This is a genomic window from Ruegeria arenilitoris, from assembly GCF_013031355.1.
In the GTDB taxonomy this organism is placed as follows: Bacteria; Pseudomonadota; Alphaproteobacteria; order Rhodobacterales; family Rhodobacteraceae; genus Ruegeria; species Ruegeria arenilitoris_C.
Genome location: NZ_WPZO01000001.1, coordinates 90143 through 112530 on the forward strand (window position 1 = coordinate 90143; position 22388 = coordinate 112530).

The 22388-nt window shown below is 60.3% G+C and carries 21 protein-coding genes and 1 riboswitch; of the genes, 9 read left to right on the forward strand and 12 right to left on the reverse strand.

Annotated elements, in window-relative coordinates:
• Window positions 1-128: 128 nt before the first annotated feature.
• Window positions 129-1565, forward strand: coding sequence for a DegQ family serine endoprotease (locus GOX63_RS00460; protein WP_174826680.1), 1437 nt, complete (start codon window positions 129-131; stop codon window positions 1563-1565).
• A 212-nt stretch (window positions 1566-1777) separates the two neighbouring features.
• Here the strand turns inward: GOX63_RS00460 and GOX63_RS00465 are convergent, their stop codons facing one another.
• The 5 genes from GOX63_RS00465 to GOX63_RS00485 form a co-directional block, all read right to left on the reverse strand.
• On the reverse strand, window positions 1778-2446 hold the full coding sequence (locus GOX63_RS00465; RefSeq protein ID WP_170324517.1) for a Crp/Fnr family transcriptional regulator: 669 nt from the start codon (window positions 2444-2446) through the stop codon (window positions 1778-1780).
• Window positions 2447-2599: 153 nt separating this feature from the next.
• Complete coding sequence (locus tag GOX63_RS00470) at window positions 2600-3205, reverse strand: inner membrane-spanning protein YciB (RefSeq protein WP_170324518.1); 606 nt, start codon at window positions 3203-3205, stop codon at window positions 2600-2602.
• A gap of 16 nt (window positions 3206-3221) precedes the next feature.
• A complete protein-coding gene (locus GOX63_RS00475) occupies window positions 3222-4124 on the reverse strand; it encodes an EamA family transporter (protein ID WP_170397723.1) in 903 nt (300 codons plus the stop codon).
• An 86-nt stretch (window positions 4125-4210) separates the two neighbouring features.
• A complete protein-coding gene (ftsY, locus tag GOX63_RS00480) occupies window positions 4211-5374 on the reverse strand; it encodes a signal recognition particle-docking protein FtsY (RefSeq protein ID WP_170544466.1) in 1164 nt (387 codons plus the stop codon).
• A 58-nt stretch (window positions 5375-5432) separates the two neighbouring features.
• The gene (locus tag GOX63_RS00485) at window positions 5433-6071 is read right to left on the reverse strand and encodes a lysoplasmalogenase family protein (RefSeq protein ID WP_170544469.1); all 639 of its coding nucleotides are present in this window, start codon (window positions 6069-6071) and stop codon (window positions 5433-5435) included.
• Window positions 6072-6199: 128 nt separating this feature from the next.
• Here GOX63_RS00485 and GOX63_RS00490 point away from each other — a divergent pair, with 128 nt between their 5' ends.
• Window positions 6200-6595, forward strand: a complete 396-nt coding sequence (locus GOX63_RS00490) for a hypothetical protein (protein WP_170544471.1) — start codon at window positions 6200-6202, stop codon at window positions 6593-6595.
• Window positions 6596-6602: 7 nt separating this feature from the next.
• Here the strand turns inward: GOX63_RS00490 and xseA are convergent, their stop codons facing one another.
• Window positions 6603-8096 (reverse strand): exodeoxyribonuclease VII large subunit, encoded by a 1494-nt coding sequence (xseA, locus tag GOX63_RS00495; RefSeq protein ID WP_170544474.1) that lies wholly within the window; start codon window positions 8094-8096, stop codon window positions 6603-6605.
• 75 nt (window positions 8097-8171) lie between these two features.
• Here xseA and purD point away from each other — a divergent pair, with 75 nt between their 5' ends.
• The gene (purD, locus tag GOX63_RS00500; RefSeq protein ID WP_170324524.1) at window positions 8172-9434 is read left to right on the forward strand and encodes a phosphoribosylamine--glycine ligase; all 1263 of its coding nucleotides are present in this window, start codon (window positions 8172-8174) and stop codon (window positions 9432-9434) included.
• A 92-nt stretch (window positions 9435-9526) separates the two neighbouring features.
• Here the strand turns inward: purD and GOX63_RS00505 are convergent, their stop codons facing one another.
• The gene (locus tag GOX63_RS00505; RefSeq protein ID WP_170324525.1) at window positions 9527-10273 is read right to left on the reverse strand and encodes an FG-GAP repeat domain-containing protein; all 747 of its coding nucleotides are present in this window, start codon (window positions 10271-10273) and stop codon (window positions 9527-9529) included.
• Window positions 10273-10596 carry a 2Fe-2S iron-sulfur cluster-binding protein gene (locus GOX63_RS00510; protein WP_170324526.1) on the reverse strand — a complete coding sequence of 108 codons (324 nt, stop codon included), beginning with the start codon at window positions 10594-10596 and terminating at the stop codon, window positions 10273-10275. The genes GOX63_RS00505 and GOX63_RS00510 overlap by 1 nt, the downstream gene beginning before the upstream one ends.
• Window positions 10597-10723: 127 nt before the next feature.
• On the opposite strand from GOX63_RS00510, the gene GOX63_RS00515 reads away from it, so the two are divergent.
• Entirely contained in the window at window positions 10724-11089 is a 366-nt protein-coding gene (locus tag GOX63_RS00515) for an OB-fold nucleic acid binding domain-containing protein (RefSeq protein ID WP_170324527.1), read from the forward strand.
• A 5-nt stretch (window positions 11090-11094) separates the two neighbouring features.
• Here the strand turns inward: GOX63_RS00515 and GOX63_RS00520 are convergent, their stop codons facing one another.
• The 3 genes from GOX63_RS00520 to GOX63_RS00530 all read right to left on the reverse strand — a co-directional run bounded on the left by GOX63_RS00520 (window position 11095) and on the right by GOX63_RS00530 (window position 13631).
• Complete coding sequence (locus tag GOX63_RS00520; RefSeq protein ID WP_170324528.1) at window positions 11095-11859, reverse strand: extensin-like domain-containing protein; 765 nt, start codon at window positions 11857-11859, stop codon at window positions 11095-11097.
• Window positions 11860-11982: 123 nt separating this feature from the next.
• Window positions 11983-12672 carry a glutathione S-transferase N-terminal domain-containing protein gene (locus GOX63_RS00525; RefSeq protein WP_170324529.1) on the reverse strand — a complete coding sequence of 230 codons (690 nt, stop codon included), beginning with the start codon at window positions 12670-12672 and terminating at the stop codon, window positions 11983-11985.
• Window positions 12669-13631, reverse strand: a complete 963-nt coding sequence (locus GOX63_RS00530; protein WP_170544477.1) for an alpha/beta hydrolase — start codon at window positions 13629-13631, stop codon at window positions 12669-12671. Before GOX63_RS00530 ends, GOX63_RS00525 begins: the two co-directional genes overlap by 4 nt.
• Window positions 13632-13763: 132 nt before the next feature.
• A riboswitch (SAM riboswitch) is annotated at window positions 13764-13841 on the forward strand.
• A gap of 65 nt (window positions 13842-13906) precedes the next feature.
• Between GOX63_RS00530 and metZ the strand changes: the two genes are divergently transcribed.
• The 5 genes from metZ to GOX63_RS00555 all read left to right on the forward strand — a co-directional run bounded on the left by metZ (window position 13907) and on the right by GOX63_RS00555 (window position 20586).
• The gene (metZ, locus tag GOX63_RS00535; RefSeq protein WP_170324531.1) at window positions 13907-15097 is read left to right on the forward strand and encodes an O-succinylhomoserine sulfhydrylase; all 1191 of its coding nucleotides are present in this window, start codon (window positions 13907-13909) and stop codon (window positions 15095-15097) included.
• 170 nt (window positions 15098-15267) lie between these two features.
• A complete protein-coding gene (folE2, locus tag GOX63_RS00540; RefSeq protein ID WP_170324532.1) occupies window positions 15268-16371 on the forward strand; it encodes a GTP cyclohydrolase FolE2 in 1104 nt (367 codons plus the stop codon).
• Between the two features lie 275 nt (window positions 16372-16646).
• Window positions 16647-17513 (forward strand): transcriptional regulator, encoded by an 867-nt coding sequence (locus tag GOX63_RS23910; protein ID WP_170324533.1) that lies wholly within the window; start codon window positions 16647-16649, stop codon window positions 17511-17513.
• A gap of 50 nt (window positions 17514-17563) precedes the next feature.
• Entirely contained in the window at window positions 17564-19012 is a 1449-nt protein-coding gene (locus tag GOX63_RS00550; protein ID WP_170324534.1) for a TrkH family potassium uptake protein, read from the forward strand.
• Window positions 19012-20586, forward strand: coding sequence for a thiamine pyrophosphate-binding protein (locus GOX63_RS00555; protein WP_170544480.1), 1575 nt, complete (start codon window positions 19012-19014; stop codon window positions 20584-20586). Before GOX63_RS00550 ends, GOX63_RS00555 begins: the two co-directional genes overlap by 1 nt.
• Before the next feature lie 49 nt (window positions 20587-20635).
• Here GOX63_RS00555 and GOX63_RS00560 read toward each other — a convergent pair whose 3' ends face one another.
• Window positions 20636-22375: a serine protease gene (locus GOX63_RS00560; RefSeq protein ID WP_170324536.1), complete on the reverse strand. Its 1740-nt coding sequence runs from the start codon at window positions 22373-22375 to the stop codon at window positions 20636-20638.
• Window positions 22376-22388 lie beyond the last annotated feature (13 nt).

The window sequence follows — 22388 nt, forward strand, 5'->3', positions numbered from 1 at the left end:
AACTGACTACATTGGTTGCTAAGAAAGGTTGCCGAGGGGCGGCCACAGAAGAATTGTCGACAAGGAGTTCCCAAGTGCAGGCACAAGCACGAAGTATTTCCGTCCGGCGGGACGATAGTGTTGGTTTCATGCGGCTGATGTGGCTGGCTTTTGCAGGGATGTTGCTTGTTCTGGCCCAGACCGTCGCTGCGCAGGCGCGGGGCGAAAGCCTGGCGCCGCTCGCTGAGAAGATCAGCCCGGCGGTGGTCAACATCACCACTACAACCCTGATCGAGGGGCAAACGGGCCCCCAGGGGATCGTGCCCGAGGGCTCACCGTTCGAGGATTTCTTTCGCGAGTTTCAGGATCGTAACGGTGACGAAGGCAACCGCCCCCGCCGCAGCAACGCACTGGGTTCGGGGTTTGTAATTTCCGAGGACGGTTACATCGTCACCAACAATCACGTCATCGCCGAAGCTGACGAAATCCTTGTGGAATTCTTCCCCGGCGACGGGCAGCCCAAGAAGGAATTGCCTGCAAAGGTGATCGGCACGGATGAGAAAACTGATATCGCGCTTCTCAAGGTAGAGGCCACGGGCCCGCTGCAATACGTGAAATTCGGTGACAGCGACATTGCGCGCGTTGGCGATTGGGTGATCGCCATGGGCAACCCGCTGGGGCAGGGATTTTCGGTTTCAGCTGGCATTGTCTCGGCTCGGAACCGCGCGCTGAGCGGGTCTTATGACGACTACATCCAGACGGACGCGGCCATCAACCGGGGCAACTCGGGCGGTCCGCTGTTTAACATGGATGGCGAGGTGATCGGCGTGAATACCGCGATCCTGTCGCCCAATGGCGGCTCGATCGGGATTGGCTTCTCGATGGCCTCCAATGTGGTGGTCAAGGTCGTCGACCAACTGCGTGAGTTCGGTGAGACTCGCCGCGGCTGGCTGGGTGTGCGCATTCAGGACGTGACTGAGGATATGGCCGAAGCGATGGGGCTGGACAAACCCGGCGGCGCTTTGATTAGTGACGTGCCGGACGGTCCTGCCAAGGAAGCGGGCCTGCTGGCCGGGGACGTGATCCTAAGCTTTGACGGGGTCGAGGTTGCGGACACCCGCGGTCTGGTCCGTCAGGTGGGTGAAACCACCGTTGGCAAATCGGTCCGCGTGGTGGTCCACCGCGATGGGGGCACCCAGACTGTTCTGGTGACTCTGGGCCGCCGTGAGGACGCAGAGCGCGCCGAGAATGGCGACGAGGAAACGCCGGACGCTCCGGCCGAGGAAAACGCCGATATTCTGGGTCTGACCATTTCGCCGCTGACCGATACGTTGCGCACGGATATGGGGCTGGATGCGGATGCTGACGGGTTGGTCGTGACCGCGGTGGATGAGGCCTCTGAGGCCTTTTCCAAAGGTCTGCGTGCCGGTGACCTGATCACCGAGGCCGGTCAGCAAAAGGTCAGCTCGATTGAAGACCTTGAGGCACGCATGGACGAGGCGCGTGAAGCCGGGCGCAAATCCCTGCTGCTGTTGGTCCGTCGCGGAGGCGAACCCCGTTTCGTAGCTCTGAGCCTTGGCGAGTAAGTAAATCAATCAAAAACGAGAAAAGGCCGGAGCAGATGCTCCGGCCTTTTTTGTGCTGGGAGGTAGTAAGCCACGCACCGAGTAAGGCACGTGGCTCTGATACAGGGAGAGGTCAGTGGACAGATATCGGGGATGATTCTCTGACCTCCTACGGTAACAGTTATGACGATAGGCTTAACGCCATTCGGGGTCTGTGAAGCAGGTCACAAGGGTCAGATAAGGTCGGACTCGGCCAATTCCCGAAGTGCTTCGAAATCCTGGATCATCAGACCACCGCGCGACGCTTCGACCACGTTGTCGCGTTTCCAGGTGGAAATGGTCTTGGAGACCGCCTCCCGCGTAGCCCCTACAAATTCGGCCAGTTCGCTTTGCGAGAGGGTGATCCGCGTGGATGGGTCATCTTGCAGCCCGGAGAGGTGCAATAGCTTGCGGGCCAGGCGGATCGGCATCGGCAGAAAGACCTGCTCGTTCAGTTGCGATCCCATCCATCGCATACGCAGGCCGGCCAGACGGATCAGGTCAACCGCAAGGTCGGGATGTTGCCGGATCTGTTCCATCACATCACCTTGCCGGACCCGCAACACGCGGGACTGTTCGGCGGCCGCGATGGTAGCGGTGCGGGGTCCGCTGTCAAACAGGGCAATCTCGCCAAAAATCTCGCCGGGCCGCATCAGGGTCAGGGACAGTTTGCGGCCGCTCATGGCCAGAAAGGACACTTCGAGCGTGCCTTCAAGGATGGCAAAGAGGGCATCGCCTTCGTCGCCCTGTTCGAACAGAACCTCGCCACGCTCCAGAGAAATTTCGGTCGCCTGCGCGGAAAGCATGGCTTTCAGCCTGTCTGACGCTTCGGACAGAAAGCCAGTGTCTGGGAAAGCCGTCATGAGTTTCGGGTGCTCCGGCTGTGAGTGGTGACACAACTTTCCACAGCTTTGGCGTTTAGCCAAGGATTTTCGTCTGTTTGTTCCAGCCTTACGTATGGGAACAGCGCAAAACTCTGTTATCCCATGGGGCGAGACGGGGGCGCACTTTCTCGCCTATTGGTGGTCGGGATCGTCCATGTAACCTTGCAGCAGATTGAATTGCAGCATCAGAAATACCATCAGCGCGATGGGAAAGCCGAATGTCTCGATCTTGACCCATAGGTCGGTCGACATTGTGCGCCAGACAAATTCGTTGGCCACAGAAAGAACCGCGAAACAGCCACACAGGCGCCGCGTCAGGATCATCCATCCCTCGTGGCGCATTGGCAGCATCTCGTCCAGGACATAGGCGAGGTAGGATTTACCCTGCAGCAGGCCGATGCCCAGCATGATCGAAAAGAAGCCGTAGACCAGTGTGGTCTTCATCTTGAAGAACCGCTCGTCATTGAACCAGGCGGTCAGGCCACCGAAGAAAATGACCATGATTGCGGTGAAAATCTGTATCCGGCTGAGCTTGCCCGTCAGGTACCAGAGGATGCCCATGGCGACCAGCATCAGCGGCACAAACAGGATCGTTGCGACGATGAAGCCGGAATATTCGATGCCACCGATCAGGAAGCTGTCGTCACGCAGGCGCAGGTAGATGAAGAAGAAGGCCAGCGGGGGGCCAAGCTCCAGCACCTGTTTCAGAAACGGATTGATCTCTTTTTTGCCTGTCATAACGGTTTCCTGCTGTTTACCCGCCCATTTCAACTATTACGGCGCCGAGTGCAATCAATGCCATCAGCGCGATCCGTCTTGGCCCTACGGTTTCCTTCAGGACAAGCCAGCCTATGAGGGCGGCAAAAACGGTCGAAGTTTCCCGCAGGACGGCGGCTTCGCCAACCTTGTCGAGCCGTGTGGCCAGCATGATAGCTCCGAAAGACAGAGGCGCGATGATGCCGCCTGCCAACCCGCGCAACATCAGGGGGCCGATGGCCGGGCGGTTGATCATCGCGCGCCATCGGAGGAAGGCGTAGATCGGCATCGCGGCCCCGTCGATCATGAAGAACCAGGCCAGAAAGGTAAACGGGTCTGCGGTGGCACGGATGCCGTAAGCGTCGTAGGTGGTGTAAAGCGCGACGAACAAACCGGTCGCGACCGCCAGTACCAGTGCGATGCCCAGTGTTTCGCGGTTGGTCTCGAGAAACCGGAAATTATAGGCGGCCAACCCGAAAATACCGGCCAGCAGAACGGCTACGCCGAACCATTGGGTGCCAGTGAAGGTTTCTCCGAACAGTAGATAGGCACCGATGACGGTAAAAAGGGGACCGGTGCCACGGACAACCGGGTAGACGACCGTGTATGAGCCCTTGGTATAGGCCATGGCCTGCAGGATTTTATAGGCGATGTGGATTACCCACACCGTTGCAAAAATCGGCCACATATAAGGCTCGGGCCACGGTACCACGAAGAAGGCGAAAGGTGCGGCCAGTAGGCAATAGCTGGCGTCGATGGCACCGCGCGACATCCACGGATCGTGGCGGCCCTTTTGTAGGGCTCCAAAGACCGCATGCAGGAAGGCTGCCATCAGGGCCAGCCCCAGCGCGAGTTGGTGGCCTGCTTCGGTACCTTCGAGTGAGATCAGCCAGTCGCTCAAGTGTCAGGTCTTTGTGCTGGGATGAGGCTGGGGGTTTTCCACCCCCCAGACCCCCGGAGGATACATTTGCCAGATGAAGGGGCGGATCAGCTTTGGTCCAGACCTGTAAGGGCGGCGGCGAACTCTTCGGGGTCGAAGGGGGCGAGGTCGTCGATTTGTTCGCCGACACCGATGGCGTGGATGGGCAGACCAAACTTGTCTGCCAGCGCGACCAATACGCCGCCCTTGGCGGTGCCGTCGAGTTTGGTCATCACGAGGCCCGAGACATCGGCCAGATTGCGGAAGGTTTCCACCTGACTCAGCGCGTTTTGGCCGGTGGTGGCGTCCAGCACCAGCAAAGTGTTGTGAGGCGCGGTTTCGTCGACCTTGCGGATGACGCGGACGATTTTCGCAAGTTCCTCCATCAGGTCGGCGCGGTTTTGCAGACGGCCTGCGGTGTCGATCATCAAAAGGTCAGCGCCATCTTGCTGCGCTTTGGTCAGCGCATCGAAGGCGAGGCTGGCGGGGTCGGACCCTTCGGGGGCAGTCAGAACGGGCACGCCTGCGCGTTCGCCCCAGACCTGCAGTTGTTCAACAGCAGCGGCGCGGAAGGTGTCTCCGGCAGCGATCACGACCTTTTTGCCAGCCGATTTGAACTGGCTGGCCAGTTTGCCGATCGTGGTCGTCTTGCCCGATCCGTTGACGCCAACGACAAGAACCACCTGCGGACGTTTGGGGTAGATGGGCAGGGGTTTGGCCACCGGCTCCATCACGCGGGCGACTTCCTGTGCCAGCAGTTGTTTGATTTCCTGGGTCGAGAGTTTGCGGCCATGGCGCCCCTCGGCCATATTCGCGGTGACGCGCAGGGCAGTATCGACGCCCATATCCGAGGCGATCAGCAGCTCCTCGAGCTGTTCCAGCATGTCGTCGTCCAAGGTGCGGCGCAGGGCGGTCTTGGCTTCACTGCGACCGAACAGACGGCCCAGCACGCCCTTTGCGGGCGCGGCCTCGGGCGGGGGCGGCGCAGGGGTCGGATCGACGGGCGCGGGTTCAGGCACCTCGACGGGCTGCGGTGCTGGTGCGGGTTCCGGCACTTCGGGGACCGGTTGTGGAACTTCCGGAACGGGTTCGGGCTGCGGCTCGGGCTCGGGGATGATTGGGTCAGGCGCGGTTGTTTCCTCGCCGCCATCCTCAACAATAGCCTCAAGCCCCTGTTCGAGGCGGGACGAGGATTTGAACAGCTTGTCCTTGAGCTTTGAGAAAAACGCCATTTTTGGTCTCCGCAGGTGTTCCCCTCACCTAATGCGGATTTGCGGCAGTTGCAAAGGGTCAGAGGAATGCGATCAGCAAACCAGCCTGCGCGACCCAATAGAGCGGCCAGACCAAATAGGGTGTGATCTTTAGGGCCGGGTGGTCTTCGGGCAGCAAGAACTTTTCAGTTGCCAGGATCAGATCGGACGCGATGAAAGCCAGGGCCGCGGGCAGGGCCCAGCGCAAGGCGCCGGTTTCAGGCAGGGCCAGAACGGTAATGCCCATCCCCAGAATGATCGGGATATAGGCCAGAACGGGGATTTTGAGGTCCCCGGCGCGTGGTGCGAGCAGGGTGGCGGCAACGATCCCAAGGATGATGAGCGACCAGAAGATCGCGGGCCGGTCGAAAATCAATGCGGGCTCGCTGGCGGGATGGGTCAGGAACAGCGCGATATAGGCCAGATGTCCGGCGGCAAAGGCCCCGATGCCAGCCATGAAGGTGCTGTCGGTCTCGCGTGACAACAGCGCGTCGCCTAGGGCGCATAAAGCCAGCGCCAGAACCAGCAGAAGTGGAGCGGCTTGTAGCAAGGCGATCCCGGCTAGCAAGGCGACGGAGGCGGTTTTTAGCAGCGACCGCAAGGCGCTAGCGGGGCGTGGTGACAGAGGCAGATAGGCCAGTGCACAAAGACCTGCGAGCCAGAACATTGCGGTTGTCATGAAAACCCCTCCCGTTTTTTAGGCAGCATGTTACGGGTTGTTGGTTCACCTCAACCGGTGACGTTAAGGCAGGTGGTTTTGCGGAAATGGCAATGGCACGGGGCAATCGCATCTGACACAATACGCTCATGTTCAGATACCTAGCGATTCTTCTGCTGCTGCCCGCGTTTTCAGCCTCGGCCCAACCGGCCCTGACGGCATCGGATTTCGATGACTACACGCGCGGGAAAACACTGTTTTACGGTTTTCAGGGAAAGGTTTACGGGGTCGAGCGTTATCTGCCCAACCGCCGCGTCATCTGGTCGTTTCTGGATGGCAATTGCAAGGAAGGCGTCTGGTATGAGCAGGACGAGCAGATCTGTTTCATCTACGAAGATCGTCTGGCCCCGCAATGTTGGGTCTTCACCCGGTCAGGGAACGGTCTGATCGCGCAGTTCGAGGGCGATCCGGCGCAGACGGAACTCTATGAAGCCCAGGATATCGGCGAAGAGATGCTCTGCTACGGGCCTGAGGTAGGGGTGTAGGGCGCACTCAGAAAAGTGAGCCCTGATCTGGCGCGTCCTTTTTCGGGATTTTCTTGGGGGACGGTCGCGGGCCTGTGGCTTGGCCGGTGGACAGCACGCCATCAGCGAACTCGATCTGGAGTGAGCTATGCTCCTCGGCCTGCTTTTTCGTCGTCAGTACCTGATCTTCGGCGCGGACCACGGCATAGCCGCGCTGCAACGTGGCCTTGTAGCTGAGCGTTTCGCGCAGCCGATCCGTCGCGGTCAGCTGTTGCCGCATCCGGTCCATCCGCGTTGTCTGCGCTGCGTTCATCCGCTCGGCCAGCCGGGTGATGGTCTGGCGCTGCACTTCAATCTCACGCTGAATGGGACGCAAGGACAGGCGCGAGGACAGGTTGCGCACCGCTTCCTGACGGCTTGTCACGAGGTTGCGCAGGGTTGATGGGCGCAGATGGGCCGACAGTTTTACCACTTGCAGATGGCGGTTCTGAACGCCGCGCTCCAGCGCTGGAGTCAGGCGATCCGCAATTAAATCAAGACGTTGGCGCGGGGTATTCAATAAGCTGTCAGGTCGCGGCAAGGCGCGGGACAGGTCGCGCAACCGTTGGGATCGCCGTTGCACAGCATCCGTCGCAGCGCGGGACAGGCGCGCGCCTTGTTCGCCGGTCCAGGCCAGCAGCTCCATCCGTACGGGCACGGCCAGCTCGGCAGCGGCGGTCGGTGTTGGTGCACGACGGTCGGAAACATAGTCGATCAGGGTTGTGTCCGTTTCGTGCCCGACGGCTGAAATCAACGGGATATCCGAGTCCGCCGCAGCACGCGCGACGATTTCTTCATTGAAACCCCACAGGTCTTCGATCGATCCACCGCCCCGGGCGACGATGATCAGGTCCGGGCGTGGTAGGGCTCCGCCGGGGGTCAGTTGGTTGAAGCCCTTGATCGCGTTCGCAACTTCGGGGGCGCAGTTCGATCCCTGAACTGCCACCGGCCAGATTAGAACCTTGCGCGGAAAGCGGTCGCGCAGGCGGTGCAAAATGTCCCGGATCACTGCCCCCGAAGGCGAGGTCACCACGCCGATGATCTGCGGCAGGTAGGGCAGAGGCTTCTTGCGTTCGGGAGCAAACAGCCCTTCGGCCTCAAGCTGTTTCTTGCGTTTCTCCAGCAGCGCCATCAGCGCGCCTTGCCCGGCAACCGCGACCTCATCGACGTTCAGATTGTATTTCGATTGCGCGCCAAAGGCGGTCAGCCGACCGGTGACAACAACCTCAAGCCCTTCTTCCGGCACAACTGACAGGCCTGAAATCTGACCTTTCCAGGTAGTGCAGGCCAGAACGTTCCGGTCGTCCTTGATGTCATAATACAGATGCCCCGAGCGCGCTTTGAATATACGTCCAACCTCTCCGCGCACGCGGATTCGCCCAAACGTGCCTTCGAGCGTCCGTTTCACCTCGCCCGAGATGTCCGAAACTGTGTATTCAGGGGTGTTTTGGCCGGGAATAGGGTCGTCTAGCAGGTCGGACATTTCAGCGCCTTGTGTCAAATGCCCGCCCAGCTTAGAACGCCCGCAAGGCGAGGCCAAGCAGATCGGAGAGCAGTCATGAATATCCTCATTCTCGGCAGTGGTGGGCGGGAACACAGCCTGGCCTGGGCGGTGATGCAGAACCCCAAATGTGACCGTCTGATCGTGGCTCCGGGCAATGCCGGGATCGCGCAGATCGCGGAGTGCGCCGCGCTGGATATCGAAAACGGCGGGGCCGTTGTCAGTTTTGCCGAAGCAAACGCGATTGATTTCGTGATCGTTGGCCCCGAGGCCCCCCTGGCCGCCGGAGTGGCGGATCGTCTGCGCGAGGCGGGTGTGCTGGTGTTTGGCCCTTCGGCAGCAGCGGCACAGTTGGAGGCCTCAAAGAGCTTCACCAAAGAGATTTGCGATGCGTCCGGTGCTCCAACGGCGGCTTACGCGCGGTTCACCGAGGCCGAACCAGCCAAGGACTACATCCGTGCGCAAGGTGCCCCGATTGTGGTCAAAGCCGACGGTCTGGCTGCGGGCAAAGGCGTGATCGTGGCGATGGATGAGCAAACCGCGCTGGACGCCATCGACGACATGTTCGGCGGCGCCTTTGGTGGCGCTGGCGCCGAGGTTGTCATCGAAGAATTCATGGAGGGTGAAGAGGCGTCGCTTTTTGTGTTGTGCGATGGCGAGGACATCCTGTCCGTTGGTACTGCGCAGGACCACAAGCGGGTGGGTGAGGGTGATACCGGCCTGAACACCGGCGGCATGGGTGCTTATTCCCCGGCTCCAGTTCTTAGTGCCGAGATTGAAGCCCGCGCGATGGAAGAGATCATCAAGCCCACCGTGGCCGAGATGAAACGGCGCGGGATGCCGTTTCAGGGTGTTCTCTATGCCGGTCTGATGATCAAGGACGGCCTGCCGCGTCTGGTGGAATACAACGTGCGCTTTGGCGATCCCGAGTGCCAGGTTTTGATGATGCGCCTTGGCGCGCAGGCGATGGACCTGATGCACGCCGCTGCCGAAGGCCGGCTGGGCGAGGCTCGCGTGAACTGGGCGGATGACCACGCCCTGACCATTGTGATGGCGGCAAATGGGTATCCGGGTTCGTATGAGAAGGGCAGTGTGATCAAAGGATTGGAGGACCTGCCCGAGGATAGCGGGAACATGGTGTTCCACGCCGGAACCAAAGCTGCGGACGGGCAGGTGCTGGCCTCGGGTGGTCGTGTTCTGAACGTCACCGCGCGGGGTGAGACACTGCAGGAGGCGCGGGATCGGGCCTATGCAATGGTGGACGGTATCGACTGGCCCGATGGGTTCTTCCGTCGCGACATCGGCTGGCGGGCGCTTTGATCCCAAAGCCTCCCGCGCCCTGACGTTGCATCAAAGATGCAACGCCAAAGGCCTTGGGCCGGGCAGCCCGCTGGTGCGGGCTACGGTTGGGTCTAGTGTGTGCAGGTCAAAACCTGTTTCATTGCTTTGCGGCTAAACGGGGATAACGTCCGCGTTCCCCAACCTTTTTCATGTCTGATGCTGACGATCTGTTGCCAGTCGGCGCTGACGACGATCATTTCGGGGCCGGTGCCGCAATCTCTGATCCCGCCAGTGATGAAGTCGTCACCGATCTTGTGGTTGGTCAGGCCGGGCAGGGTAGCGATCTCGGCCAGGTCACCATCCTTGAAACGCCAAATGCGCAGGGTCTTGGCCAGATGTGGCCGGTCGACATAGGCGATTTCCACAAAGCCGTCGCTATCCAGATCAGCCGCTCCAATCGGGGCCAGCCAGCGAAAGCGGGTGCCGATATGAGGCGTGGCGGCAATTTTCCTTCCGCCACTGTCATAGATCGCCAGTTGAGCGCCTGTTCGATTGTGGGATTCGACGACGATGACCTCTGGTTTGCCATCCAAGTCCATATCTGCCAGCCTTGGAGCCAGGTCTTCAAACACCCGATCTGAGGGCAGCCGGATGGTGAGCGTGCCGCCTTGGACCGTCAATTCCAGCGCGCCGTACTCGACGTTATCGCCCAGGACACCATGAGCGTAGCGTGTGGTGGGTTCTGTAAAGCGGGCGCTTGTGATTGTTTTGGCAACCGCAGGAACTCCTCCGGCCAGCCACAGGCACATCGCCAGCAGCGCGCCGCGTGCCCGACATTGCCACAGGCGGGCGGGCAGGCGCGGCGCTTTGGAGATCATCAGATCTGTTTTTCGGGCATCTGTACGACCAGACCGTCCAGCTCATCCGTGACCTTGATCTGACAGGTCAGGCGCGAGCGGGCGGGGTCGGGCTCGTAGGCAAAGTCCAGCATGTCTTCTTCCATGTCGTCCTTGGCCGGAACTTTCTCGACCCAGTCGGGGTGGAGGTAGACATGGCAGGTCGAGCAGGCGCAGGCGCCGCCGCAATCGGCCTCGATGCCGGGGATGTTGTTGTCACGGGCGCCTTCCATGACAGTCAGCCCATTGGCGACCTCGACTGTATGTTCGGTACCGCTGTGCTCGACATAGGTGATCTTTGCCATTGCGTGCGTCTTCCTTTTTCGATTGTCGAATTCTTCCTTAGTGAAGGCAATTAGGTCTTTCCAGCCTCATTTGCGACTCATCGCGCCGCGACTGGACTTTCCTGCTGTATGTTCTATCTTTGTTCTTATGCTTGTTGCCCCTGTTCGCCCTGCGGTTTCAAACCGGGACTGGCCGCGCCCGCCTGCCTGTCTGCCCTCTGACCGGCTGGACGACCCGCCCGAGGGCGCGCGCGTTGCCGTGGCCGGACTGGTGATCCTGCGGCAGAGGCCGGGGACGGCCAAAGGGGTGATCTTCCTGACGCTTGAGGATGAGACCGGGATCGTAAACGTGGTGGTCTGGCGCAAGATCTACGAACAATTCCGCCGCGCGGTGATCTCAGGGCGGTTGCTGAAGGTCACCGGTCGCATGCAGCGGGCGCATTCGGTGACCCATGTGATCGCGGAAGAGATCGAGGATATCTCGGGGATGCTGGACATGTTGCTGCAGCGCTAGGGGCGCTAACGACACACAGCGCCACTGCGACGGCGCGCCGTATCAAAATGGAAATGTCCCTTGTGATAGCGGTCCGCGTCGGGGCCGAGCACCGTGCCAAACAAACCGCAGGCACCGGTGTGAAGTTCGCGCAAAACGTCGCTGGTCTCTTCGTCCTCCCAGCCATCAAGAACAGTAATCACGGTGCCATCCATCAGTATAAAGGAGGAAATATCAATCGCGCGGCCACGCGCATGTTCCGATATTCGCGCACGCGGTTGATTGTTCTGTGTCTTGCACGCATAGTGGCCTGCCAGCCGCAACCCTTTCAGGCCGCCCCCCCGATCCGCAAAGGCTGGTTTAGCCGTATTCTCCAGCCATGTTTTCAGCGTAATGGCCGTCTCGCAATCCATCAGCGCCAACTGGCTAAGAAAGACGTCAGACACCATGCGGAGGCGGACAGGCTCGGCAATGCCGCATCCCAGAAACTTCCCTGCAAAAGGTTTGCGGTTTTCGCCGAGAATGGTCCAGTCGCCACACACGGCGCCGCGTTGACGCATACGTTCCCGTCCGGCTTCAATCTGACGGAATTTGCAGGGGCGCACTCGTGGTCTGGGGGAAACTGTCAATTCCTGTTTGGGAGGCGCAACGGCTTCTTCCTCTATGAGCACATCCAGTTCGACGGGCGGTTCATATGCCACCAGTTCTTGAGCCTCTGCAGGGTCTTCGCAATCCGGTGCGGCACTCGCCGTGACCGCACATAAAACAAACATAAGGGCCAATACTCGCATAAAAAACTCGTTCCCCTTCAGTCCATTGCATCCTGACCGGCCTCAATACATTTGCGCGAAGCGCATCGAGCGGGCTGCGTAAAATCCTTTTCCTATTCAAAGTCAGAGTATAGCAGGGTTTTCCTATCGCTTGAACAGATTGCTCTGTGCCTGCTTGCCCCGGTTGTCCGAACGCAACTCGGCATGCAGCGCGCGGCCGGCTTGAACCGCCGGGCGGGCGCTGACCATATCCAGCCAGCGGGCAAAGTGGGGCTTGTCCTCCAGCACCTGCTGCTGGCCTTCCCACAGGCTGGCCCAGCCCCAGATTGACATATCGGCGATGGAGTAGAAATCGCCCGCGACGTATTCGTTCTCGGCCAGTCGCCGGTCGAGCACACCGTACAGGCGCCCGACCTCGGCGCGGTAGCGGTCTTGGGCGTAGGGCAGGTCCTGCGGCGGGTCCAGTTGAGGGGCGTATTTCAGGAAGTGGTGCGCCTGACCGGCCATCGGGCCAACGCCGCCCATCTGCCACATCAGCCATTCTTCAACAGCGATCCGGTCACGCTCGGTTTTGCCATAAAACCGCCCGGTCTTGCGGGCCAGATACATCAGGATCGCGCCGCTTTCAAAGACCGAGACCGGTGCGCCATCCGGGCCATCGGGGTCAACGATGGCGGGCATCCGGTTATTGGGTGAAATCTTCAGGAACTCGGTCTCGAACTGGTCACCCTTGCCGATGTTGATCAGATGGGTGATATAGGGCAGATCCATCTCTTCCAGTGCGATGGATGCCTTCCAGCCGTTTGGCGTGGGCCAGAAATACAGATCGATCATGATGTCTCCTCAGCTTGAAGAGATAATGAGGCTTTCTGTGCAAACGGCAAGAGAGCTTTGGGACGGGGCAGCGCAAAAAGCCGTGACCAGCGGCGGGATGATGACTTTGGGATGCCATTGCGCAGCAACGATAGGCTCAAACGGTCCTCGCTGCGCAGCAGGGCATTATAGACGCGCAGCACACCGGGGCGAGTATAGCTGGACCAGTGGCAAATGCGGCGCTGCGGGTCTCCGACCGGAAAGATCACACGCGACAGATGGTCTAGCGTATGGGCGCAATCGAGCTGTAGCGTGACCGCGTTTGGAGCCTGCAAGCCGACGCCGATGCTGCGGTCGCCGTGCTGTGGCGGTTGGATCATCCATTCATACAGAAAGTCGAACAGGTCGTTTTCGCGGCTGGTCACATTGATGAACTCGGCCATCTTGCCTGCGGGCGTGTCCAACGCACCCAGCGTGCGGCTTTGGTACACGGCCCCGGACATCGAGATGATGCGGTTCAGTGAGCCGGGCACGACGTGGTGCAGGGCCTCTAGCGCCAATTCAGTGCCCATCGAATGCCCGATGAAGTGAATGGGTCGTTTCGGGTTCAGAAAGTGCAGTTCCTGGATCAGCCCTGCCAAAGCGCGCCCCGCCTCAACCGCGCGGCGGCGAACGGCCCAGAGCGGCCCCTGTGCGTTCCAGCCGAACGCGATGCCCAGACCCTCGTCTTCAAAGCCCGACCCGAACCCCAGTTGTTGCGGCCAGCTTGGGCAATGCCAGGGCATCGGCGTGGGGTGCAGCGAAAGAATATGTCGGTGCGGGCACGCTTTGGCATCATCGGGGCGATACTTGTACCCGTGGGTCATGATGATGACCGGCCCCTGGCTATCGCGCGTTTGCCGCAAGGTTCCAAGCGGAGATCGCGGGCTGCGGTGCAGGGCGAACGTGTCGCCGATGGCATTGATCCTGATTACTGGCATTGTTCTGCCTCACACAAGATGTTGTGGTGCTCGTGTGACACAACGCTATGACGCTTTGGTGAATGGGCGGTTACAGAACCGTGACGATACCGTTGCAAGGGTTGACGCGTCCGCAACTGCGGCGTAAGGGCAACGATACTACGTGGCGATTTGTTACCGGATTGCGGGCCACGCTAAACAACACCGCTAAAAGGTCAGGATGAAAGGCCCCTTTCGCTTGACCGCGTCTGGGGTTTTTTTGATGCCCTTGCCAGGCAAGGGTCGAGAGGAATGACATGAGCGAGAGCTGGAATAAACGCACCCAAGCCGTCCATGGCGGCATCCGTCGCAGCCAATATAACGAGGTGTCCGAGGCGATCTTTCTGACGCAGGGCTTCGTCTATGAAAACGCCGAGCAGGCCGAGGCGCGGTTTATCGAGACCGGCCCGGATGAGTTCATCTATGCCCGCTACGGCAACCCGACCGTGTCGATGTTCGAACAACGTATCGCGGCGCTGGAAGGGGGCGAAGACGCTTTCGCCGCTGCGTCCGGCATGGCGGCGGTCAACGGTGCGCTGACCTCGATCCTGAAGGCGGGCGACCACGTTGTGTCCGCCAAGGCCCTGTTCGGGTCGTGCCTGTACATTCTGGAAAACATCCTGACCCGCTATGGGGTCGAGGTCACCTTTGTCGACGGCACCGATCTGGACGAGTGGAAGGCGGCAATCCGGCCGGACACCAAGGCAGTGTTTTTTGAATCCATGTCGAACCCGACGCTCGAGATGATCGACATCGCCGCCGTTTCGAAACTTGCGCATGAGGTCGGGGCGCTGGTGGTGGTGGACAACGTCTTTTCCACCCCGGTCTTTTCGCGCGCGATCGAGCAGGGCGCTGATGTGGTCGTCTATTCCGCGACCAAGCACATCGACGGGCAGGGGCGTGCGCTTGGCGGCGTTGTTATCGGCACCAAGGATTACATCCGTGGCACGCTTGAACCCTATATGAAGCATACCGGCGGTGCGCTCAGCCCGTTCAATGCCTGGATAATGCTCAAGGGTCTGGAAACGATGGCTTTGCGGGTCAACGCGCAGGCTGAGACGGCGCAGACCGTGGCTGAGGCGCTGGAAGGTCACCCCGCGTTGGAACGCACCCTTTATCCGGGGCTGAAAACCCACGCGCAGAATGCGCTGGTTCAGGCGCAGCTGGGCGGCAAGGGCGGTACGGTACTGTCGCTGGACATCAAGGGCGGCAAGGACGCGGCGTTTGCATTCCTGAATGCACTGACGATTCCGGTGATTTCGAACAATCTGGGTGATGCCAAGTCGATTGCGACGCACCCGGCCACCACGACGCATCAGCGGCTGAGCGATGAGCAGAAGGATGAGCTGGGCATCACGCCGGGTCTGATCCGCCTGTCCATCGGTCTTGAGGATGCAGGCGACTTGCTTGCCGATATCAGCCGCGCATTGGACGTTTCTCAACAATAACGGCGCCTAATTGCCTGTTACAGCCGTTTCGAGCTTGACGATGAGGGGCACAAATCACGTGCCCCTCACGTAAATTCGATCCGGGCTGTGTTTCGGCGCGTATACAGTTACACTGGAAAACGCGCCGAACCTGTATATAGTCCGGCGACCAACCCGAGGAACCCCGATCGATGAACGTGCACCCCCGCAGCATTGATGACGCACCTGACCATGATGAGGCCGCCGCCGCGCTGAAAACGCTGCGCAAATGGGCCGAAACCGCAACCGAGGCCGAGATCAGCCAGCTCGATCCGGCGATTGCGCGTTTGGTGCCGGGACTGGTCCCTGTGAACTACCCGTCACTGTCGCGGGACTATCCGGAAGATTTTCGGGTCGATGATGCCTATCGCGCAACTTTGCCCGATCTTCAGAACGGCCCGTCCAGTCTGATCCGCGGGGCAAAACAGCAGATTCAGCATGTGGGGATTTCGAATTTTCGCCTGCCAATACGGTTCCACCGCAAGCATGGCGACGACTTGACGTTGGAAACATCCGTTACGGGTACGGTCAGCCTTGAGGCTGAAAAGAAGGGCATCAACATGTCCCGGATCATGCGCTCGTTCTATAAACATGCCGAGCGCACGTTCAGCTTTGAGGTCATGGAAGCTGCGCTGAATGACTATATGACCGACTTGGACAGCTTTGATGCGCGTATCCAGATGCGGTTTTCCTACCCGGACCGCGTGAAAAGCCTGCGCTCGGGTCTGGAGGGATACCAGTATTACGACATCGCGCTGGAGTTGGTTGAACAGAACGGCGTGCGCCAGAAGATCATGCATCTGGATTATGTCTATTCCTCGACCTGTCCGTGCTCGTTGGAGCTGAGCGAACATGCGCGGTCCACGCGCGGACAGTTGGCGACGCCTCATTCTCAGCGCTCGGTCGCGCGCATCTCGGTGGTTGTCGATTGCGACGCGGATTGTCTGTGGTTCGAGGACCTGATCGCGCTTTGCCGTCGTGCTGTACCGACGGAAACCCAGGTGATGGTCAAGCGTGAGGATGAACAAGCATTTGCCGAACTGAATGCGGCCAACCCTATCTTTGTCGAGGACGCCGCCCGTTTGTTCTGCGCCGAGCTTCAGGCCGATCACCATGTCGGAGATTTCCGCGTTGTGGCCAGCCATCAGGAAAGCCTGCACAGCCATGATGCGGTGTCGGTTCTGACCGAAGGCCCGACTTTTGTTTCGGCCAGCTTGGACCCGCGCCTGTTCTCGACCCTCTTCCATATTGGGTAACTGCGTGGGGCTCTTGAAGTCTCAAAATTAGACAAAATGGCGAACTTTCGCCGCATCGCAGCAAAAATTGCTGCAGTCGCTCTTTCTTTGACGTAGAGTAAGGGGGATTGCAGCCGTGGCGTACGCGCTTGCCAGCCGTTTCGCCACACTGAAAGGAAGCCGAGACGTGAGACGCCCCGGGACTTCAAACCTTGGCAATCCGCCCCAGACGTCAGGGCGGAGCAGGGTGCTTCTTCCCTTTGAAGGTTGCATCGCTTTCACAGGAGAAATGACTAATGAATCCGATTACCCAGCCGCTGGAGTTTCAGGCGGCGGCCATTCGTATGGCCGGCTACGCGGTTAGCAACCAACTGAAGATCATGCAAATTCTGGCCACGTCGGCCATGGAGCTGCCGTTTGCACCGGTACATGCTCTGCACATCTCGTCCGCGCAACCGGCGCCGACGACTGCGAAACCGGAATTCAAGTCCAAAGCGGCGGCAGCTAAGTCTAAACCGGCGGCGACTCCGAAGGCCAAGCCGGTCGCGCGCGACAAAGCGGCGGTTACGCCCAAGGCCGAATCGCCCAAACCTGCCCTCGCCAAAAAGACGGCTTCTGCAGCGAAGAAAACTGCCGCTGCGCCCAAGGCAACGGCTGCTCCGGCGGCATCCAAGCCTGCGAATGCAGCAAAACCACAAGAGGCCAAACCCGCAACCGCACCCAAGCCCGTCGCGGCAAAACCGGCTACCAAACCCGCAGCGCCCAAGGCTCCGGCGAAAGCGGCGGCATCTAAAACTGCGGCCCCAAAGCCCGAGGTGAAGACCGCAGCGCCCCGACCGGCGGCCAGACCCTCAGCGAAAAAGGCTCCGGCGAAACCTGCGGCGCCCAAAGCGGCCACCAAGCCAGCGGCTCCGAAGGTACAGGCAGCAAAAACCGCAGCCCCAAAGGCTGAGGTCGCCAAGCCGGTTGCACCTGCCGTAAAACCGGAGGCACCTGCTGTCAAAGCCGCTGCAGCTGTTGCCAAACCAGTCGCCCCTCAGGCACAGGCCAAACCGGTCGCACCCAAGGCCGAAGCGGCCACGCCCGCAGCGCCCCAACGCCGGACGCGCGCGCCTTCGAAACCGCCCGCGATGCCCACACCCGTCAGCAAAACCGACGAGTAAACGGGACATCCGCTTGACACGGTCGTGCAGGCGCGCCAACGCTGCGCCTCATGACGGACATGCGCCCGGTTGGATATGTGATTGGCCTGTTGGTCGCCATTCTTGGGGCGACCATGATGCTGCCCATGCTTGCGGATCTCATCGAAGGTCGGGGCGAGTGGCACGTATTTCTGGAAAGCGGCGTCATCACCATGCTGACGGGCGTAGTCCTGTCCATCAGCTGCTCGAACGGGGTGGGCGAAGGTCTGACGATCCGTCAGACCTTTTTGCTGACCACCGGCGTCTGGGTGGCGCTGCCGCTATTCGGTGCCATCCCTTTTTTGTTCGGTGAGACCGAACTGCGCTTTGTCGATGCTTATTTCGAGGCTATGTCGGGCCTGACCACCACCGGTTCGACCGTTTTATCCGGCTTGGATAATCTGCCACAGGGTTTGCTGTTATGGCGCGGCCTGCTGCAATGGCTGGGCGGGATCGGTATCATCGTTGTCGCCATGGTGTTCCTGCCCGAGCTTCGGGTTGGTGGTATGCAAATCTTCCGCTCGGAAGGGTTTGAAACCATGGGAAAAATCCTGCCGCGCGCGCAAGAGATTGCGGGCCAGATTTCCCTGATCTACGTCTTTCTGACCTTCGTCTGCGCCCTGGTTTACGCTGCTCTGGGGATGAGCTTTTTTGATGCCGTTGTGCACGCAATGACGACCATCGCCACGGGTGGGTTCGCGAACTACGATTCCTCCTTTGCAGTGTTTTCGGGACCAACCGAATACGCGGCTGCGGTCTTCATGATCCTCGCGGCCCTGCCGTTCGTGCGCTACGTTCAGTTCGCCAATGGCAATACGAATTCTCTTTGGCAGGATAGCCAGATCAAGACCTTTCTGGCGACGATCCTGGTTCTGGTCGCAGTCATGGCGATATTCTTGGTCTCGGTCTTTCCGCACCATTGGGAGCAGGCGTTCCGCGAGTCGCTGTTCAACATCACCTCGATCATTTCCGGTACGGGCTATGCCAGCGTCAACTATATGACCTGGGGCAATTTCCCGGTGATGCTGTTCTTTCTGATCGGGCTGATCGGGGGATGCGCGGGTTCGACCGCCTGTTCGATCAAGATCTTCCGCTATCAGCTGTTGTTTGCCTCGATCAAAACTCAGATTAGCCGTATCCGGTCGCCGCACGGTGTGTTCAACCCGCGGTATGACGGACGCACGATCGGGCCAGATGTTCTGAGCTCGGTCATGAGCTTTTTCATGTTCTTCGTGCTCTCGATGGGCGTACTGGCCTGGGCGCTGGCGCTGACGGGTCTGGACTTCATCACCTCCGTCTCGGGCGCGGCGACGGCGCTCGCCAATGTCGGGCCGGGGCTAGGGGATCAGATCGGTCCCGCGGGCAACTTTGCTGGGCTGAGCGACACGGCCAAGTGGTTGTTGTCCATCGGTATGTTGGTCGGGCGGCTCGAGCTGCTGGCTGTCTACGCGCTGTTTACTGTCCAATTCTGGAGAAGCTGATGAAAAGACCTCTGGGTGCCCAGATTTCGCATATGTTGAAAGACAGGGGCGTTGACGTGATTTTCGGCATTCCCGGCGTTCACAATCAGGAAATGTATCGGGGTATCGAAGAAGCGGGCATCACGCATGTTCTGGCCCGGCACGAGCAGGGGGCCGGGTTCATGGCCGATGGTTATGCCCGCGCTACTAGAAAACCCGGCGTGGCCTATGTGATCACCGGGCCGGGGCTGTGCAATATCATGACGCCGATGGGGCAGGCCTATACGGATTCTGTGCCGATGCTGGTGATGTCGTCCTGTTTGGACGAGACGGACGCGGTGCAGGGCCAGTTGCACCAGATGAAGGATCAACGCGCTGCCGCTGAAACCGTTACGGATTGGTCCCGTCAGGCCAACACCGCACAGGCGGCTTATAGGTTGGTCGAGCGTGCGTTTGAGGAATTCGAACTCACGCGCCCGCGCCCCAAGCATATTCAGGTGCCGATTGCCCAGCTTGAGGCCGAGGTTGATCCGGCACCCTTTCCCAACCAGCCCGGGTTGCGGTCCAAGGTGGTGCCACCTGATCTGGCGCCGCTCATGTCCTTGCTGAATATCTCGCGGCGGCCGCTGTTCATTCTGGGGGGCGGGGCGAGGTCCAATCTGTGGCGTCAGATACTGACCCAGTTGGGGGCCGCCTGTTTCACCACCTATGCCGGGCGCGGGATGGCCGGGTTAGGCTATGCGCTGGATTTCGGGGCCACGCTGCCGCGACCGGGCAGTGCCGATGTGATCGGTTCGGCTGATCTTGTCGTCGCAGTCGGGTCAGAGTTGGGTGAGGTTGACCTGTGGCGCGACACGCTGGGGCATACCTCTCATCTGGTGCGGGTCGATCTTGATCCGCAGGTTCTGTCCGACCGTCACCGCGCAGGGATCAAGCTGCAGGTCGATGGCGAAAGCTTTGCCCATGCTCTCTGGGCTGCGATTGACGCCGTGAAACCGGCGACGGGCTGGAGACCCGAAGAGGTCGCCGAGGCCCGCAAACGCTGGCGCGCCGAATCCGATGCCGAACGTCCCGGGATCGTGCCGGTGCTGGATGCTTTGCGCGAGGCAATGCCGGCTGACACAATGATCTATTCCGACATGACTCAGTTTGCCTATGTCGCGAAAGAGGTCTGGGACATGGCCTACCCCTATCACTGGCACCACCCGACCGGGTTCGGCACACTGGGTTATGCGCTGCCTGCCGGGATCGGCGGCGCGGTTGCGCGTAGGGGTAAACCTACGGCCGTGATCGCGGGGGATTATGGGTTTCATTACACGATGATGGAGCTTGGTGCGGCGGTCGAGTTGGGCCTGTCTCTGCCCATCATCCTGTGGGACAACGCCAAGCTGAAAGAGATCGAAGACAGCATGGTTCGCGGCCAGATTGCCCCCAACGCAGTGGTGGCCCGCAATCCCGATTTCTGCAAATTGGCCGAGGCCTTCGGGGCCTTGTCCGCCGCTCCAGGTAATCTGGAAGAGATGCAGGCTGCCGTGCAAGCCGCGTTTCACGCCCCGGTTCCGACGTTGATCCGGGTGACGCCCGATATCGCCTAAACAAAAAACGCCGCCCGAAGGGGCGGCGTTCTTGGTTCTTCAGATCAGTTTAGTCCCAGCAATGCACCAGAACGGTCATTCCGTTGGCTCGTCGGCTGAGTTCATTGGGTGAGATTTCCGCCGTGGACTGAGCGGGCTGACCAGACACGCCAGCCTTTTCCAAAGCTTCGTTCAAGCGGTCCGTCGTTGCCGCCAGACTGACCGAAGCGGGAAGGGTGCGCCCCTCGGACGGGGTGGGCAGCAGCATACCGACAACCTGTCCATTGTCGTCGAAGACCGGGCCGCCCGCATCGCCGGGTTGCGCCGCCAATGCAAGGCGCTTCACACCGTCCTCACCATCCAGGCCCCGCACATCAGTGATCTGGCCATAGGTCAGTGTCGGTGCACCCAACGCGCCTTCATACGAGAAACCCGAGACAGCGACATCGGACTGAATGCGCGGCTTGTCGGCGCTGAACTCGGCGATGCTGATCGGCGCAAGGCTGCGGCGGGGGCGCAGAACAGCGACTCCAAGATCTGGGTCTGCCCAGGCCACCTGAACCTCCTGATCGTCGTTCAGGGTGATGCGGGTGCAGCTGTCCGTTGCCTCGGAAACGGTCAGAACCGTGCCGTTTGCGTCGGTGAAGAAGCCGGACCGGGACAGGCGCGGTTTACGCACTTGCAGACCCGATACCAGATCGATCCGCTGATCGGCATCCGCGCCCGCACCGGCATCCAGTACGGCGTCGTTGGTGGTGAAGCTGGCCTTGATCGCGGCCAGAATCCGCGCGCGGCGGGCCTCATCGCCTTCGGGCCAGACCAGAGTAAAGCCCTTGATCTGATCGTCTTTCAGCGCCGCTTCGGTGTACGACACGATCCCGTTGCCGCGACCCTCCAGCGTGAAACGGTCACCGCGCAGCTGTCGCGGGCCGTCCAGAGGCACGATCTCCAGCGATTGCATCACTTCATACAATGCCCGCAGGGTGGATTTGTTGCCCTTCTGGCTGATCAGCAATGCCTTGGCGTTCAGATCGGTTGTGCCGTTGAAATGCGCAAAGGGGGCCTCATAACGGTCAAAGGCGATGACACCCAGCGGCAGGTCCAGATCGATGCCCGCCTGCGTGTCCGAATAGCGCTCTATCCCGACACTGATCAGCGGCGCGTTGTAGCCGTCCATCAGCACCTTGCGCTGCGCCGTGGTCAGAACTCCGGTGGGCTCATAGCCATTGAAGCTCTGCCAGTCACCCATTGAACGCCGGGTCCCTGCACCAAACGCTCCATCGATGGTCGAGTTATAAAACCCGGCGGCTTGCAAGGCGGTTTGCAGATCCTTGCGTTCTTGCGCGGTCAAAGCGCGTTCGGATTGCAGTGCCTGCGACCGCGTCTCATCCGAGGGCTGTGGGGTCAGCCCGGCGGTGGATTGATCCGGCTGTGGTGTCGGCTCGACCGGTGGAGTTACCGCGCTTTGGCCTTGAGAGCTTGAACCAACGGGCCAGAATTGCTGAGCCAGAGAATTCGAGAACGCGATGTAGCTGTCAGCGGGGATCTGCCCCTCGGCCCGGTAAACGCGCAGAACCTGCTCAGCATCGTTGCGCAAATATGGCCCGATAACAATGGCATACCAGCCAGAGTTCAGGCGGTACCCGTTCACGTCGGGCAGAACGTTCGCATAGGCCTGCGCGCGTTCCTGCGCCTGGCGCAGCGTCGGGCGGGCTTCGACCTGCACCCAAACGCCTGCCTCCTGCTGTGCAAAAACGGCGCGCGCGCCGAAGAGAAATAGAAACAAAATTGCAGTGATTACTCGTGTCATAGTCTGCCCGTGT